Source organism: Tenacibaculum agarivorans (assembly GCF_001936575.1).
Taxonomy (GTDB): domain Bacteria; phylum Bacteroidota; class Bacteroidia; order Flavobacteriales; family Flavobacteriaceae; genus Polaribacter; species Polaribacter agarivorans.
Genome location: NZ_MSMP01000013.1, coordinates 1 through 14,744, shown reverse-complemented (window position 1 = coordinate 14,744; position 14,744 = coordinate 1). Strand labels below are relative to the sequence as shown.

The window sequence follows — 14,744 nt, the reverse complement described above, 5'->3', positions numbered from 1 at the left end:
TACGAATTATGAGCTTTTAGTTTATAATTCGTAATTTGTTACTTGTTCTTCTCTTCTATCCACTTGCTCATATATTTTGTGGCCTGTAATGTTTGATATTGCAATAAGCTACCTAAAAAGTTTTCTTGTCGGTGCTTAACTAAGTTTTTACCAATCGTATTAATATCTTGAATAAAAATTTTAGCTAATTTCTCTTTATCATACATTGTATTTATTATTGCTATTCCGTTTTGCTGTGATTTCTCCCACAAATTTTTATCAGTATATACTTCTACTGCTTTTTCTACAAAAACCTCTAAATCATCTTCTACAAAACCATTCCATGGTAAATCTTCATGCATTCCTTCGGCGCCTATTGATGTAGTAATACTTGGTGTTCCGCTCAGCATAGCTTCAGTTAGCTTCCCTTTTATTCCTGCTCCAAACCGTATTGGGGCTAAAACAACTTTTGCTTTTCGTACTACTTCTTGAGCATCAACAGCATATCCTTTTACTATAAATCCTTCTTTAGGTTGATGTAATTGTTGAATTTGTTGTGTTAGATAAGCTCCATAAATATGTATTTCCGCATCAGGCAACTTTTTTCGGATTCGCTTCCATATTTGTTTCAATTGTAAAACAGTATCCACATTAGGCTTATGGAAATAATTTCCTATAAATATAAAATGTTTCCTATCTTCAAAAGAATACCAACTATCAACGGCTTCTTGATTTATTTTATCTAGTAAAAAAGGTAAATACAGCAATAGATTTTCATTAATACTAAAAACATTTTTTAGCAATTCCATTTCATAAGTAGAAATAATCAAACTCAAATCGCAACGTAAAATAGAAGCTATTTCTCTTTTAGTATCATCAGATTGCAATAAAGCTTCATTAGAAAATTCTTCTCCTTTTTTTAATTGTTGATGTCTGATTTTCCTTAAGAAATGTAAATCTTCTGTATCTAAAACCCGTATCGCATCAGGACAGTTTTCAGCAACTCTCCATCCAAATTGTTCCTCCATCATAAAACGATCAAAAATCACAATATGAGGATTTAAATCACTAATGAAATCATCAAATGAAGACGAATTCAATTCAATTTGTACTTCATCAACTCCTAATTCTACTAAGTTTAACGCTTTATTCCCTTTTTGCGCAGGGCTTGCAAATGTAATTTTATAATTGTTTTCTAAAAAAACATTCATAAGTTGTAACATCCTGCTTCCAGCTGCAGAAGAAGTTGGTTCAACCCAAACGTAACCTATAATTAAAACTTTTTTATCCAATTATTTTCGCATTTCAGCAGCATATTTTTCCTGAACTCCCTTGGCCCAATTTACTACTAACGTGATTTCTTCTTCAGTTAATTTAGCTTCACTATGTGTCCAAGTGTAAGAATCAATAGGCATGTGTTTTTCTCCAACTTCTTCCCAAAATTCTTCCATTTTATGCTCTTTTCTTTTTATTGAATACGAAGACCATTCCGATAAGTTTAAATGTTCCTTTCCTTCTTCAACATGATGATCCATCCAAAAATTAATTGGGGCTATTGAATGATACCAGGGATATGATGTTGTATTACTATGACAATCGTAACATGCTTTAGATAAAATATCATGAACTGCCTTTGAAGGTTTTGTGTCATTTACAAATACATCAAGAATGCTTAATTCACCTTCATTTTTTGTAGTGGGGATAAATTGAATAGCAAGTAATAACAACAATGCAACCCATCCTATTTTTTTAAGTAATTTCATACAATAACTAACTTATTCGTTTAAAAATAGCAATAATAAGTAATACTCACTTTTAATTCGTAAATAATTGTAATTTTGTAGTAAAATTAAAACAACTCATGAAATACGATATCATCGTTATAGGTTCTGGTCCTGGTGGATATATAGCAGCGGTTAGAGCGTCACAGTTAGGTAAAAAAGTAGCTATTATTGAAAAATATTCTACCCTTGGTGGTACTTGTTTAAATGTTGGATGTATTCCTTCAAAAGCTTTATTAGATTCTTCTCATCATTTTTACGATGCTGTTCATCATTTCGAAGAGCATGGTATTTCTGTTGAAAATCCAAAGTTTGATTTTCAAAAGATGATTGACCGTAAAGCTAAAGTAGTAGAACAAACTACTGGAGGAGTTAAGTTTTTAATGGATAAAAACAATGTTGATGTTTATGAAGGATTAGGATCTTTTGAAGATGCAACACATGTAAAAGTTACTAAAAACGATGGTAGCTCTGAAATCATTGAAGGAACTAACATTATTATTGCTACTGGATCTAAACCTTCTACTTTACCTTTCATTACTATTGATAAAGAACGTATAATTACTTCTACTGAAGCTTTAAAACTTAAAGAAGTTCCTAAACATTTAATTGTAATAGGTGGTGGGGTTATCGGATTAGAATTAGGTTCTGTATACAAGCGTTTAGGAGCAGAGGTAAGCGTTGTTGAATATGCGCCAACTATTACTCCTACTATGGATAAAGACGTTTCTAAAGAACTTACTAAAGTTTTAAAGAAACAAGGAGTTAAATTCAATGTAAGTCATGGAGTTACTGGTGTGGAAAGAAAAGGTGATGAAGTTGTTGTAAAAGCTACTAATAAAAAAGGAGAGGAAGTAGTATTCACTGGTGATTACTGTTTAGTTGCTGTAGGACGTAGACCATATACAGATGGTTTAGGACTGGAAAAGGCTGGTGTTAAAGTAACTGAAAGAGGTCAAGTAGATGTAAACAATCATTTACAAACTAATGTTTCTAACATTTATGCTATAGGTGATGTTGTTAGAGGAGCAATGTTAGCGCATAAAGCTGAAGAAGAAGGTGTAGTTGTTGCTGAATATTTAGCTGGTGAAAAACCACATATTGACTATAACCTAATTCCTGGAATTATTTATACATGGCCTGAAGTTGCTGCTGTTGGAAAAACTGAAGATGAACTTAAAGAGGCTAAAATAGAGTATAAATCAGGTAAATTTTCTATGCGTGCTTTAGGTAGATCACGTGCTAGTGGAGATATTGATGGTTTTGTAAAAGTTTTAGCTGATAAAAATACCGATGAAGTTTTAGGAGTTCATATGGTTGGAGCTAGAGTTGCTGATCTAATTATGGAAATGGCTGTTGCTATGGAATTTAGAGCTTCAGCAGAAGATATCGCTAGAATTTGCCATGGACACCCAACTTATTCTGAAGCTGTAAAAGAAGCTGCTAAAGCTGCTTGGGATGGTAAGCCTTTAAATGCTTAAACAACCTAAAAAAATATATTAAAGAGGCAACCTATTGGGTTGCCTTTTTTAATACCTTATTTTTATAAAGTCTATTTTTTACAGTATTTTATTTTGATTTCAATAATTTTTGTGCTAATTTTTTATCACAAACAAATTAAATTAACACAAAAGCCCTTTTTAATGAAATCAAAATTTAAACAGCTAATAGTATTAGCTCTTATCCTCTTTACCTCATTTTTTTCTTATGCACAGCGTTTTATAGAAAAACAGCTACCCGCACCAGATCAACTAAGTACTTTCTTTATTGGACCTTTATTAAAATCTACTATTCATTATGGTAAAACCCCTCCAAATTATAATGGAGAAATTTTACTTTTTAATCATGGATATATCGATTTGAATCAGTTATTTTTCACCAACAACACCTTCTATCAAGATGTATATAATGATGGATATCAAGTTGTATTTGTTGCTACGACTCGTGGTGAGGGAATGTGGGTAAATGGAGAGCTCTTAGCCGAATCTATTGATATTATTACAAATAAATATCAAGTAAACAACTTAAATATAATTGCTCATAGCAATGGTGGAAAAGCAACAGAAGCTGCGATGTTCTTTTATAATAAAAGGGATAAAGTAAAAAAAGTAATTGCGCTTGGTACTCCATTTTGGGGCACTTATTTAGCAGATGTCTCTCAACAATGGTGGTTTAATTGGATATGGAGAAATACAGGATTAAATGAAGGTAGTGCTACTTCTACTACCTATTATTGTAGAGATGTGGTTAGGCCTTATTTCGATAATGCATCGAATAATCAACCAGAAAAATTCATCATTTTAGGCGCTTCTGGTTTCAAAAATGGTCATACTATTCTAGCACCATTAATGTTCACCAGTGGTTCCATTTTATATCTTGCACAAGGTACAAATGATGGCGTAACTCCATACAGCAGCTCTCTACGTCCTGGTGCGAGTTATATTTTTGATAAAGGAGAGGCCAAATTAGATCATATAGATGTAGCTTTAGGTCAATATGTATGGAATACTATAAAGCCATATTTAAACACCTCTTTTGCTAGAAAAAAGGTTAATAGTACTATAGAAATTTCTAAAAGAGAAATTATTAGTAATTATCAAATTATAAATTCTGAGAATAGTTATGATCAAGTTATTGCTAATAAAAGTATCACTCCAACACTTGTTACTATTTTTCATGAAAAAGAACTCAATGATTTCAAAATTTACAATAATAACTCTGAGTTAATTCCTTTGCAGCATAAAAAGACTCCACATGAACAATCTAAATACCAAAGTTCTTATACCATTGAAAAGCTTCAAAACTTGAATGCCAATTCACGATTCGCTGCTTTTATTCATTATTCTGATGGACCAAGAATGAAATATGCAACAAATAAAGAAAACGAATCTGTTTCAATAAGATTTGATCGTACTGATATCTCTTTAGATGAAATAGTAGTAAATGCTATAATTACTAAAACTGGAAACTTATACGGTGAAACTATTAAGGGAGATTCCTTTGTATATTCTTTCACCTTAGATTCTAACGCTAAAAACTTCACATTAGACACCTCTGATTTTGAAAACGGCACATATTCAATTTATGTTACAGGGAAACATCAAACTTTTGTACGTTCTATAGCCTCAGGATTCACTGTTGGACAGTTTTCTTTAGAAGGTTTAAAAAAACAAATTAACATCTCTAAAAGTGCACCTGAATACACATTACTAACTAATATAATTGATGATCAAATTGAAATTTCTAATAACTCTGGCCGACAGGAAGTTTCTTATTCTATTTTTAATTTAAATGGTCAACTTCAATTACAAAATAAAGTAATATTCTCTAACCAAAAACTCATAATACAGGAAGGAATTTCTTCATTAGCTAAGGGTATCTACATCCTTATTGTAAATGACAATAATTCCAAAAAGAGTTTTAAAATAGTTAAGCAATAAAAAAAAGCCGAGTGTTATACTCGGCTTTCTCTATATTTTTAATCAATTGATTGATTATTTATTGTCCTACACCATAAAAAGATTCACCTAAATCATCTTGAATATCAGAAGCTTTTTTAATGGCTTGATACATGTTGTAAGTTTGGTTTCTTCTTTGGTTTGCTATTCTCTTTCTGTAGGTATCGTAGTTTGGTAAATCAGCTGGCTTAGTTTTAGCTGTAACCTTAAAAGCATATACTCCTCTATCTCCTACTATTGGTTTAATAATCTCATTTTCTTTAGCATTTAACATTGCTCCAACTACTTTAGGCTCGTAACCTACACCAGAAATTGTTGGCGACTTTAAGTTCACATCTGTTACTTTTCTAACAGTTTGTTTATTTTCTTTAGCAATATCTTCTAAAGTTGCTGCATTTAATTTAGCTTCCAACATCTCTGCTTTCTTTTCATTCAATAAGATTGGACGTACTTTAGTAGTTGCTTTATCAACAGACATTAATCCTTTAGCTGCTTTACCTTTTAATGTAGCTACAACATATCCTCCATCAACATCAAAACGCTTATAGCTACCAACTTCAGTATCTTTAGCGAAAGCCCAAGAAATAATTTGTCTTTCACTACCTAAAGTAGGAATATTCTCATCTAAAGCTTTTAAACCTTCAGCTGGTGAAACTGTTAGCTCTTTTTCTTTAGCTACATCATCTATACTTTTTCCGCTTGATAATCCTTGCGCAAATGTTTCTGCATTTTGATATACTGCATTTTCTGTAGCTTCAGAAGCTTCTATTTTACGAGCAAATGTTGCTAATTTTAATGCTTTTTGGAAATTCTTTTGATCTTGAATATCGATAACGTGGAAACCAAACATAGTTTTAACTACACCAACATCTCCTGTTTTATTATTGAATGAATAGTCTCTAAACTCAGGAACCATTCTAGTATACGTAAACCAATCTAACTCTCCTCCTTTATCTGCATTTGATTTATCTGCTGAAAACTCTTTAGCTAAATCTGCAAACTTAGATTTATTTGTTTTTACAACATTTGCTAAACTATCAGCAATCTTTTTCGCTTGCTCTTCAGTTTCTTTTGTTTCTGGTGTAGCTGAGTTTGAACCAACAAATGGAATCAAAATATGTCTAGCCTGAACAGAATCTGGCATTTGAATGATTTCTGTAATCTTAGATAGTTTAAAATATTCTCCATCTTTATAAGGACCGAAAACATCTCCTGCATTTCCTGTGAATAACGTATCTGCTATTACTTGAGGAACTTGAGATTTAAACTGAATATTATCATTAAATGGTAAATCTGACTCTGTTTCTTGTAAAAAGACTGCATAGTCAGTAGTAGATTTTAACCCTTTAACTGCACCATTATCTTCGATTAATTGAGCTACGCTTGTTTGAATTGCTGCTTCATCTTCTGGAGTAGCTTTGATATCAAACTTTACAAAACTAATATCTCTAGAAGCTTCTACCTCATATTCTGAAGCATGACTTTCGATATATTTTCTAACATCTCCTTTAGTTATTTTAACTAATGAATCTGCAACTGCAGTATAAGGAACATATACTAGATCTGCACTTACTTTTGTATTTTCATTAAAGTATTCTGATTTTCCTTCTTCAAGAGAAGCTCCTAAACCTGCAGCTACTAAGTTATCATAAGTAGATTTTTGGAGATTACTTTTTACACTCGCCATATAATCTCTCCAAGCTTTCCACTGATCTCCATTTTCTGCTTTTAAAGTAGCTAAAAATTCTTTGAATTTATCTTTATCAAAAATTCCTGAAGTTTGATATTTAGGATCGTTTTTTACGAAATCTTTATCATAAAGATCATTTAATATATCAGCTTCTCCAACTGTAATTCCTGCTTCAGCTAATTGAGCATCATAAATTTTCTGGCGTACTAAGTTTTCCCAAACATTTTTAGCTGCTTGCATTTCAGACAATCTATTACCTGTTTGTGCTTTATACGCATCTAATGCTTCCGCAAATTCTTGACGTGAGATTGATTCTCCATTTACTTCTCCTACTTCATTAACTTTACTTGAATTAAAAAAGTCTCCTAGTGTAGATGGATCTAATACAAAAGCAAATAATGCTAAACCTATTATAACGATTAAGAACAATGAGCGTTCTCTAATCTTAGATAAAATTGCCATACTTCATTTATTTAATTAACAGTGTGCGAAAATACAATTTCGCATTTAATAATGCAATGTTTTTAATGGTTTTAGCTCTAGATTTAGTTCGCTCTTTTTTCTTACCTTAATTCTCTTTTGTTGCAACCTTTAAATGTATGGTATCTATTTTGGTTGAGCTCGCTTTAGTAATAACAACTTTAAAATTATCTATTTCTATTTCTTGATTTTCTTCTGGGATACTTTCGGTATGATTTATAATAAAACCTCCTAAAGTTTCATAAGCTTCTTCCTTCGGAATTTCTAAGTTATATTCTTCATTTAAATAGTCAACCTCTAATCGTGCAGAAAAATTAAACTCCTTCTCGCCTACTTTCTCTTCTAACAATTCTTGATTGTCATGCTCATCTTCTATCTCTCCAAATAACTCTTCAACAATATCTTCTACCGTAATAATTCCTGAAGTTCCACCATACTCATCCACAACAATTGCGATACTTTTCCTTTTCTTAATCAATCCATTTAACACATCATTAATAATCATAGATTCTGGAACAAATTCCACAGGTAACAAAATTGATTTTATTGTTCTAGGCTTTTTAAAAAGTTCAAAAGCATTTACATAACCTATAATATCATCTAATGAGTTTTTATACACTAAAATTTTAGAGAATCCTGTTTCTATAAATGTTTGTTTCAAATTACTTACCGATTCATGAAGGTCTACTGCCATAATTTCTGTTCTAGGCACCATGATTTCTCTTGCTTTGACCTTATGAAATTCTAATGCATTTTGAAAGATTTGAATTTCGGAATCTACTTCTTCATTCTCTTTTCTTGTTTCTAATTGTTCAGAAATATAGTTCCCTAATTCTTCTTTACTAAACTCTGTTTGTGCTTCTATTTCACTCGTTTTAAAAAACACTCTAAGTAAGAAATCAGAAATCCTAGAAATTAAACTTGAAAGCACATAAAATAACAGGAAAAAGAAATAAGCGGGAATAGCAAAGATCTTTAAAGCTTCATTAGCATAAACTCTAAACAAAGCTTTGGGTAAAAACTCTGCTGTGATAAGTATAACAATGGTAGAAATTACTGTTTGGGTTAATAATTGTACATCCTCTAATAAGGTTTGCACTATTATATAGCTTGAAGGTAAAAAGGTTTTAAACCATGTCATTAATAATTCTCCCATGAAGTAACTATAAATTACTAGGGCTATGTTATTCCCTACTAACATGGTTGTAATAAATCTGGATGATTTTTGTGTAATTTTAGCTAGTATTCTTGATAGTAGTCCATCTCCTTTTTTTTCTAGCTCAATATGTAGTTTATTTGCCGATACAAATGCGATTTCCATTCCCGAGAAAAAAGCTGAAAAAAGTATCGATACAAATATGATTAGAATTTCATAATTCATTTTTGCTGATTATTCCTTTGCTCTATTTTCTTTCTAAAATTACGTTTAAAAAAGAAAATAATGGTAATAAATATAGCAAATCCAAACATTAAAAAAGCTTGTTGCTTATCAGAATTCCATTTTAGTATACCTTCTACTAAAAAAATGATCCCCACAACTAAGTACCCATATTGGGTATATTTCCAAATTTTATTCATTATAGTTCTTCTTTTTTGACAGCTACATTACCGCTAATGTCTTTTAATATCCATTTTGATAAGTCTTGTTTAGATTCAAAACCAAAACCATTAATCGTATCTTTAGTACTGGTAACTCTAAAGCCATCTTCTGTAAACAAATATTTTTCTCTTTGATCCCAAAAAAGTTGATTTGTTTCTAGTTTTCTACCATTGGTATGATTGTAAACTACAACATTTCCCTTAATTTCTGATACACTAGTTTTAGCATATGACAATGCATAATTACCTGTAATAGTGGTAGAATCTAAACCATCATTTTCATAGGTAATAATTTTAATTCCTTTAGGAAATTCATTATAAGGATGATTCTTTCTATTTGAAAAATCTCGGAGTAAAGGAGTAATCAATTTTGATGTTACTTTCCCTGAATCTTTATATACATGATAGGCATCTTTAGCAACACCAATAGGTAAATTTTTATCCGCTAGAAAATCCCTAACCTTATTAGTATCATTTGTACAAGAAAAAAACATTGCCACCATAAAAAAGGCAGCAATGTTACTAATATATATGTTATGATTTTTAATCATTATTTACTAGGTACTCGAACTGACTCTCCAATCCAACATCCAACTCTATGAGAGCTTCCTGGAGCTATACCTTTTTGGAAGATTAGCTTTTTAGAAGGAATATTTCCTCTATAACTCTTAATATATCTTCCTGCACCAGAACCCGGGTCAACTCTTTGTGCTTTTTGTGCTTTATTTAATGCCGCTACATACACCATTCTTTTCTCAAACTCATCGCTTCCACAAGAGTTAGCACTCTTAGCATATAAACTTGCAATATATAAGTATGCTTTACCCATATTAGGATTGTACTTTAATGCTTCATACGCTAAAGCTCTTGCTCTTGATTTGTTACGAGTTCCTTGTGCTTCTCTTAACTTTAATCTTGCTTTCTTTAATGGATCAGTTTCTAAGTCAAACGCCTTTTTTCTCATTGCAGCAGCTCCTGCTTTATCTCCATTATCCTGTAAAACTCCAGCTACAAAGTTGAATGCATCTGCAGATTGTGTAACATCAGCATAAGATTTCGCTAATTTTTCGAATAATGGATCAGTTTGACAACCTTTGTTATACATTCTTGATACTGCTCTTCTTAACCAAACTCCATTTCCCTTATTCGCTTCGTAATCTCTTGTATAGATAGGGATCAATCTTTCACAAGTTGCTATTGCAGAAATTTCAGCATCTAATCCACCTTCTACTAAACCTAAAGCTTTAGAATTGATTGTATATGCTTTTAATCTTTTCTTTTCTTTTGCTCCAATAGTTTTTAAAGAATCTTTAATTAATAAAGGTGCTATTTTTTTATTGTAATCGTCTAATTTTTCTCCTACAGATTCCATTACATCATCATAAGTATCGAATACTTTTTGAGGATTCGCATCTTTATATTTTCCTACAATACCTTTGAAATATTTGAAAATATTTTTTACTCCCATATCTTTTGGAGAAATTTCATAGGCTTTTTGCAGAATAGCAAAAATTTCATCGTCAGATGCCAAATTATTTTTAGCTAAAAAAGTAGCATAGTCACTGTGTGCTTTAGCTGTTCCTTTATTTGGGAAGTTAGCTAACCTTGTTTCATATACTTTTTTGTATAGAGCACCATCTTTAGTTTTATCTGCTACTTTAGCTCCATACTTGTAAATATTAACAGAAAGCTTTGGGCAATTGGTCATTAACAGATTCAAATCTGGTTTTGCTTCTTCATACTTCTTTGTTGTAACGTTTCCTTTAAACAGGTTGTACTTAATGTTACACTCTTGGCTTGCTTGAGCCTTAACTGATACTGTAGCTAATACCATTAAAGCTGATAGTAAATACGTAATTTTTTTCATAATTATCGTTCTATTCTATTTAATCTATTTGTCTCTTTTTTAACCAATTTAGGCCGTTCAAAGATAAACTTAATCTTATATTAAAGTAACTCTCTTTTATTAAATTATTGTCTATTGATCCTTTTTGACCGTATTCAAATCCTAAATTCAAATTAGAGATTTGTTTTGGTAATGGTAAACCAAAACCAACATTTATGCCAAAATCGTTTATTGAATCAAAATTATTTCCATCACCTATTCCGTCAACTAATAATCCTGTACTCTCAAATCGCAAACCAGCTCTATAGGTAACTCTATCCCAGTAACTTGAAATAGAATTTATTTTTGGGATGTAATATCCTCCTAAAGACAACCTATTTGATGATTCAAATTTATATGTTGATCCTTCTACAATATTTCCTTGGTTATCAAAAGCATCTTGAAACTCTAAATCTACCCCTGCATACCATTTATTTTGTTTTCCTATACCAGCTCCTATTACTGTTTTAAGAGGATTAGTTAAAGTACCTGCTGTAGACCTATCATAAAGTGTATCTCTAGGTATCTCTACTCCACTTTGACCAAAAGACATTGTAAATAATCTTTCACTACCACTTAATCTTAATTCATTTTCTAATTGAAAAGAAGCCCCTACATTTAGTTCTAAATCGTTTTTCAATTTTCTTTTATACTGTGCTCCAATCTTAAATTGCCCCCCTCTAACTGCAGTACTTTTTTCATATTTAGTTGCTAATGAAACATTTCTTCTCTGATTAATTGTATTGTTTTCTATAGTACCAAAAACAAAACCTGCTTCAATACCTACAGCTAAATCTTTTAACACATTAATTCCAAAACTACCAAACAATTTACTTGTTCCTCCGTTACCTGCAAATCTTGATACCTCAGTAATTTCTCCATCTGTGTCTAGGGTTTCATTACTTAAAGCATATCCCACAGAAGATACTGGTTGTAAACCAGCTGAGAATCCTGCTTTACTTCCTATGGGAATACCTAATGCTATATATCGTAAACTTGTAGCATTATTAGATTCACTACTAGTTTCACTAGATACATTTAAAAGAGATAACTCTCCTCCTAATCCATAAGTTGCATATCTTAAATCTGCATTTGCAGCTGGGTTGATAAAATTTAAATGGTTTAAATCTTTCAATGCTACTCCTATCCCTCCCATTGAGGCTTGTTCGACTGTGATAATATTAATATCTTCCCCAATACCAAAAAAAGAATATGGTGAAGAACTATTTCTTTGCCCCCATATATTTATTGAAATTGTTATTAAAACTACAATAAAAAGTCTCTTAATCATTCGCTCTGTTATAAGTCAATATTCTATAAAGTCCTTCCAAAACCAAATTTGGATTGGCAAATATGTGATTTTTTAATTGTATAGCCAAAAAATTCGTATCTCCTCCTGTTAAAACAACTGTTAAATCTTGATACTCATACTTATATTGATTAATGACTCCATCTATTTCATTACAGATTCCGTTTACTATACCTGAATGTATGCTTTCTTGGGTATTATTTCCTATAAAACTTTCAGGTGTTTTAGATTCTAAAAGTGGTAATTTAGACGTATAATTATGAAGTGATTGATACCTCATTTTTAATCCTGGGGAGATAGCCCCTCCTAAATATTCTCCTTTTTTATTTACAAAATCGAAAGTTACGCAGGTACCTGCGTCTATTATTAATACATTTTTATGTGAGTATTGACTAGCAGCAAAAGATGCTAAAGCTATTCTATCTACTCCTAAAGTTTTTGGTGTAGCATATAAATTTATAAATGGAATCGGAGTTTCGTGATTTAATTCTACTAAATCTAGTATTGTATGTAATTTTTGAAGCTTATTATCACTTAATTTAGAAACTGCGGAGATGATTCCCCTGCTTATTTTATATTTTTTTAAAATTTTTTTTACTGAAGAAATTATTTTTTCTTTTTGAAAAATCACAACCTCTATCAAGCTATCTTTTTCAAAGACAGCAGCTTTCACTCGAGTATTACCTACATCTATTATTAATTCCATTATTCCTAATTCAGAAGGCAGCAAATTTATAATAGATTTTTTACATTTTTTTTTGGTTCAATTCAAAAAACTGTTATATATTTGCATCCGCTAACAAGCTGGTACCTTAGCTCAGTTGGTAGAGCAAAGGACTGAAAATCCTTGTGTCCCTGGTTCGATTCCTGGAGGTACCACTTCAAAAGCCCTGATTTTTCAGGGCTTTTTTTATGAAACGAAATTAACTGATCCATATACTTTATTTTATACTAATGGGAAAAATACCCTTTATCGAAACTTATGCTTCAATTTAGCAGTAAGTGATTTACCTGTATATCTATAATTTAGCAAACAAATAAAAAAAATTAATTATATTTGATTTTAAGAAGATACTAATCTGAGTCTAAGACTCTTTAATTGCACCCCCAAATAGAATGAGCAATCTTACCAAAAAACTTAATCAAATAGCTGGTTATCTAGCTTGGAATTCTTTCAGCTCTATTTTCAATAATGACGAAAGTTATATTATATCTAAGGAAGGATTAGAAATACTTTCTGATGAAAAACAACTAACAGAAATTAGTAAGCTAATTGAAAATTCAAAGAAAAGTGAAAATGCTGCAAGTTCAGAATTAATAGTACTAAAATCTGAAGAAATACCTGCCTAACACCACACTCTAAGCTATATGGATATTTCTATAGGCTTTCTAATAGCTTTTGTTTTAATAATATTTCCTGGACTTATTTTTAGAAGACTTTATTATTATAATGAGTTTTCTAAGCAATTCAATTCAGGTCTAAATATTCCTGCTTTAATTGCAATATCTGCATTACCTGGTCTTGTATTATTGATTATTACATCTTTATTATATGACACGTATTTTAATAATATAGATCTTGGGGAAATTATTGATATCATCAAAAAAATAATTTCTGATGAGCACTTGTTTACGGAAAACAATGAAATTCCTTTAAAGACCAAAATTTATGATAAAGCATCACCATATTTAGGTTTTCTTTATGTTTCCAGTGTTGTATTAGGTTTAATATCAGGAAGGTTAATAAGAATTTTAAGATTAGATACTAAATTTAAAATACTCAGATTTAAAAACTACTGGTTTTATTTTTTTAATAGTCAGCATACGAGATTTCCTAAAATGAGGCCTTTAAAAGTAAAAGGAAAAAAACACCTTTTTACGTGGGGAGATATTCTGATAAATTCTGATGGAAATAAGCTATATTCTGGCTATATAATGGATTATGAATTAGATCAGGAAAATTGTGATAAACTGAGTAAAATATATTTAAGAGATGCTATTAGATATGACAATAACGGAGAGAAAAAACCTATAATTCCAAGTCAAATTTTTATACTGGACTGCAAGGAAATGGTGAACATAAATTTAACTTATATATATAAAGAAAGGGAAGATATTCGTAAAACGAAAATTCCTCAAATTTTAAATATCTGGTTAAGTGTTATAAATATTGTCATCGCTATATTTCTAATCTTTAAAACAAATCTAATTACGTGGTCTTATTATCAGGAAATTCTAGGGTTAAGTTATGGTCACAGAATCTTATTCTACTTGTTAGTCATTCAAATTTTAAGTTTAGCTAATATTTTTATTAAAAATAAAGAGGTGGATAGTGAAACTGGTATTCTCAAAGAAGAATACAACTATATTGGTATTGAAGATATTATATACAAAGTAGCACTAATAGGTTTTTTCTTTTTATTATTTAGGTTAAGTTTATTCATATAAATACTCTGTAAAACTTACTAAAACTACTCCATAAACCTAAAAACATACGCTGAACAATAGTATACTTTTATAAGCATAATATCATTAGCGTATGTGAGCAAAAATTACTAATTAA

Annotated in this window: 13 protein-coding genes and 1 tRNA gene; 5 read left to right on the top strand and 9 right to left on the bottom strand. The window is 30.7% G+C overall.

The features are described from left to right. Positions 1 to 38: 38 nt before the first annotated feature. Positions 39 to 1,271, bottom strand: coding sequence for a glycosyltransferase (locus BVC87_RS11505; RefSeq protein ID WP_075342534.1), 1,233 nt, complete (start codon positions 1,269 to 1,271; stop codon positions 39 to 41). Then, on the bottom strand, positions 1,272 to 1,742 hold the full coding sequence (locus tag BVC87_RS11500) for a heme-binding domain-containing protein (RefSeq protein ID WP_075342533.1): 471 nt from the start codon (positions 1,740 to 1,742) through the stop codon (positions 1,272 to 1,274). Between the two features lie 98 nt (positions 1,743 to 1,840). Between BVC87_RS11500 and lpdA the strand changes: the two genes are divergently transcribed. Beyond that, entirely contained in the window at positions 1,841 to 3,241 is a 1,401-nt protein-coding gene (gene lpdA / locus BVC87_RS11495) for a dihydrolipoyl dehydrogenase (RefSeq protein WP_075342532.1), read from the top strand. A gap of 162 nt (positions 3,242 to 3,403) precedes the next feature. Then, positions 3,404 to 5,200: a T9SS type A sorting domain-containing protein gene (locus BVC87_RS11490; RefSeq protein ID WP_075342531.1), complete on the top strand. Its 1,797-nt coding sequence runs from the start codon at positions 3,404 to 3,406 to the stop codon at positions 5,198 to 5,200. Between the two features lie 58 nt (positions 5,201 to 5,258). Here the strand turns inward: BVC87_RS11490 and BVC87_RS11485 are convergent, their stop codons facing one another. The 7 genes from BVC87_RS11485 to BVC87_RS11455 all read right to left on the bottom strand — a co-directional run bounded on the left by BVC87_RS11485 (position 5,259) and on the right by BVC87_RS11455 (position 12,887). Next, entirely contained in the window at positions 5,259 to 7,370 is a 2,112-nt protein-coding gene (locus BVC87_RS11485) for a peptidylprolyl isomerase (RefSeq protein ID WP_075342530.1), read from the bottom strand. A 106-nt stretch (positions 7,371 to 7,476) separates the two neighbouring features. Then, positions 7,477 to 8,769 carry a hemolysin family protein gene (locus BVC87_RS11480; protein WP_075342529.1) on the bottom strand — a complete coding sequence of 431 codons (1,293 nt, stop codon included), beginning with the start codon at positions 8,767 to 8,769 and terminating at the stop codon, positions 7,477 to 7,479. Beyond that, on the bottom strand, positions 8,766 to 8,966 hold the full coding sequence (locus BVC87_RS11475; RefSeq protein WP_075342528.1) for a hypothetical protein: 201 nt from the start codon (positions 8,964 to 8,966) through the stop codon (positions 8,766 to 8,768). Before BVC87_RS11475 ends, BVC87_RS11480 begins: the two co-directional genes overlap by 4 nt. Beyond that, positions 8,966 to 9,538, bottom strand: coding sequence for an LPS export ABC transporter periplasmic protein LptC (lptC, locus tag BVC87_RS11470; protein ID WP_075342527.1), 573 nt, complete (start codon positions 9,536 to 9,538; stop codon positions 8,966 to 8,968). Before lptC ends, BVC87_RS11475 begins: the two co-directional genes overlap by 1 nt. Further along, the gene (locus BVC87_RS11465) at positions 9,538 to 10,854 is read right to left on the bottom strand and encodes a hypothetical protein (protein WP_075342526.1); all 1,317 of its coding nucleotides are present in this window, start codon (positions 10,852 to 10,854) and stop codon (positions 9,538 to 9,540) included. The genes lptC and BVC87_RS11465 overlap by 1 nt, the downstream gene beginning before the upstream one ends. Before the next feature lie 19 nt (positions 10,855 to 10,873). Continuing rightward, the gene (locus BVC87_RS11460; RefSeq protein ID WP_075342525.1) at positions 10,874 to 12,163 is read right to left on the bottom strand and encodes a hypothetical protein; all 1,290 of its coding nucleotides are present in this window, start codon (positions 12,161 to 12,163) and stop codon (positions 10,874 to 10,876) included. Continuing rightward, the gene (locus tag BVC87_RS11455; RefSeq protein ID WP_075342524.1) at positions 12,156 to 12,887 is read right to left on the bottom strand and encodes a type III pantothenate kinase; all 732 of its coding nucleotides are present in this window, start codon (positions 12,885 to 12,887) and stop codon (positions 12,156 to 12,158) included. The genes BVC87_RS11460 and BVC87_RS11455 overlap by 8 nt, the downstream gene beginning before the upstream one ends. Before the next feature lie 100 nt (positions 12,888 to 12,987). Between BVC87_RS11455 and BVC87_RS11450 the strand changes: the two genes are divergently transcribed. The 3 genes from BVC87_RS11450 to BVC87_RS11440 all read left to right on the top strand — a co-directional run bounded on the left by BVC87_RS11450 (position 12,988) and on the right by BVC87_RS11440 (position 14,629). Then, a tRNA-Phe gene (locus BVC87_RS11450) sits at positions 12,988 to 13,060 on the top strand. Positions 13,061 to 13,297: 237 nt separating this feature from the next. Further along, complete coding sequence (locus BVC87_RS11445) at positions 13,298 to 13,531, top strand: hypothetical protein (RefSeq protein WP_075342523.1); 234 nt, start codon at positions 13,298 to 13,300, stop codon at positions 13,529 to 13,531. An 18-nt stretch (positions 13,532 to 13,549) separates the two neighbouring features. Then, complete coding sequence (locus BVC87_RS11440) at positions 13,550 to 14,629, top strand: hypothetical protein (RefSeq protein WP_075342522.1); 1,080 nt, start codon at positions 13,550 to 13,552, stop codon at positions 14,627 to 14,629. Positions 14,630 to 14,744 lie beyond the last annotated feature (115 nt).

What these genes read in the sequence shown, in the direction of transcription:
- BVC87_RS11500 (WP_075342533.1), bottom strand. Translation starts at nt 1,742, where the DNA reads ATGAAATTACTTAAAAAAATAGGATGGGTTGCATTGTTGTTATTACTT.
- lpdA (WP_075342532.1), top strand. Translation starts at nt 1,841, where the DNA reads ATGAAATACGATATCATCGTTATAGGTTCTGGTCCTGGTGGATATATA.
- BVC87_RS11490 (WP_075342531.1), top strand. Translation starts at nt 3,404, where the DNA reads ATGAAATCAAAATTTAAACAGCTAATAGTATTAGCTCTTATCCTCTTT.
- BVC87_RS11485 (WP_075342530.1), bottom strand. Translation starts at nt 7,370, where the DNA reads ATGGCAATTTTATCTAAGATTAGAGAACGCTCATTGTTCTTAATCGTT.
- BVC87_RS11480 (WP_075342529.1), bottom strand. Translation starts at nt 8,769, where the DNA reads ATGAATTATGAAATTCTAATCATATTTGTATCGATACTTTTTTCAGCT.
- BVC87_RS11475 (WP_075342528.1), bottom strand. Translation starts at nt 8,966, where the DNA reads ATGAATAAAATTTGGAAATATACCCAATATGGGTACTTAGTTGTGGGG.
- lptC (WP_075342527.1), bottom strand. Translation starts at nt 9,538, where the DNA reads ATGATTAAAAATCATAACATATATATTAGTAACATTGCTGCCTTTTTT.
- BVC87_RS11465 (WP_075342526.1), bottom strand. Translation starts at nt 10,854, where the DNA reads ATGAAAAAAATTACGTATTTACTATCAGCTTTAATGGTATTAGCTACA.
- BVC87_RS11460 (WP_075342525.1), bottom strand. Translation starts at nt 12,163, where the DNA reads ATGATTAAGAGACTTTTTATTGTAGTTTTAATAACAATTTCAATAAAT.
- BVC87_RS11455 (WP_075342524.1), bottom strand. Translation starts at nt 12,887, where the DNA reads ATGGAATTAATAATAGATGTAGGTAATACTCGAGTGAAAGCTGCTGTC.
- BVC87_RS11445 (WP_075342523.1), top strand. Translation starts at nt 13,298, where the DNA reads ATGAGCAATCTTACCAAAAAACTTAATCAAATAGCTGGTTATCTAGCT.
- BVC87_RS11440 (WP_075342522.1), top strand. Translation starts at nt 13,550, where the DNA reads ATGGATATTTCTATAGGCTTTCTAATAGCTTTTGTTTTAATAATATTT.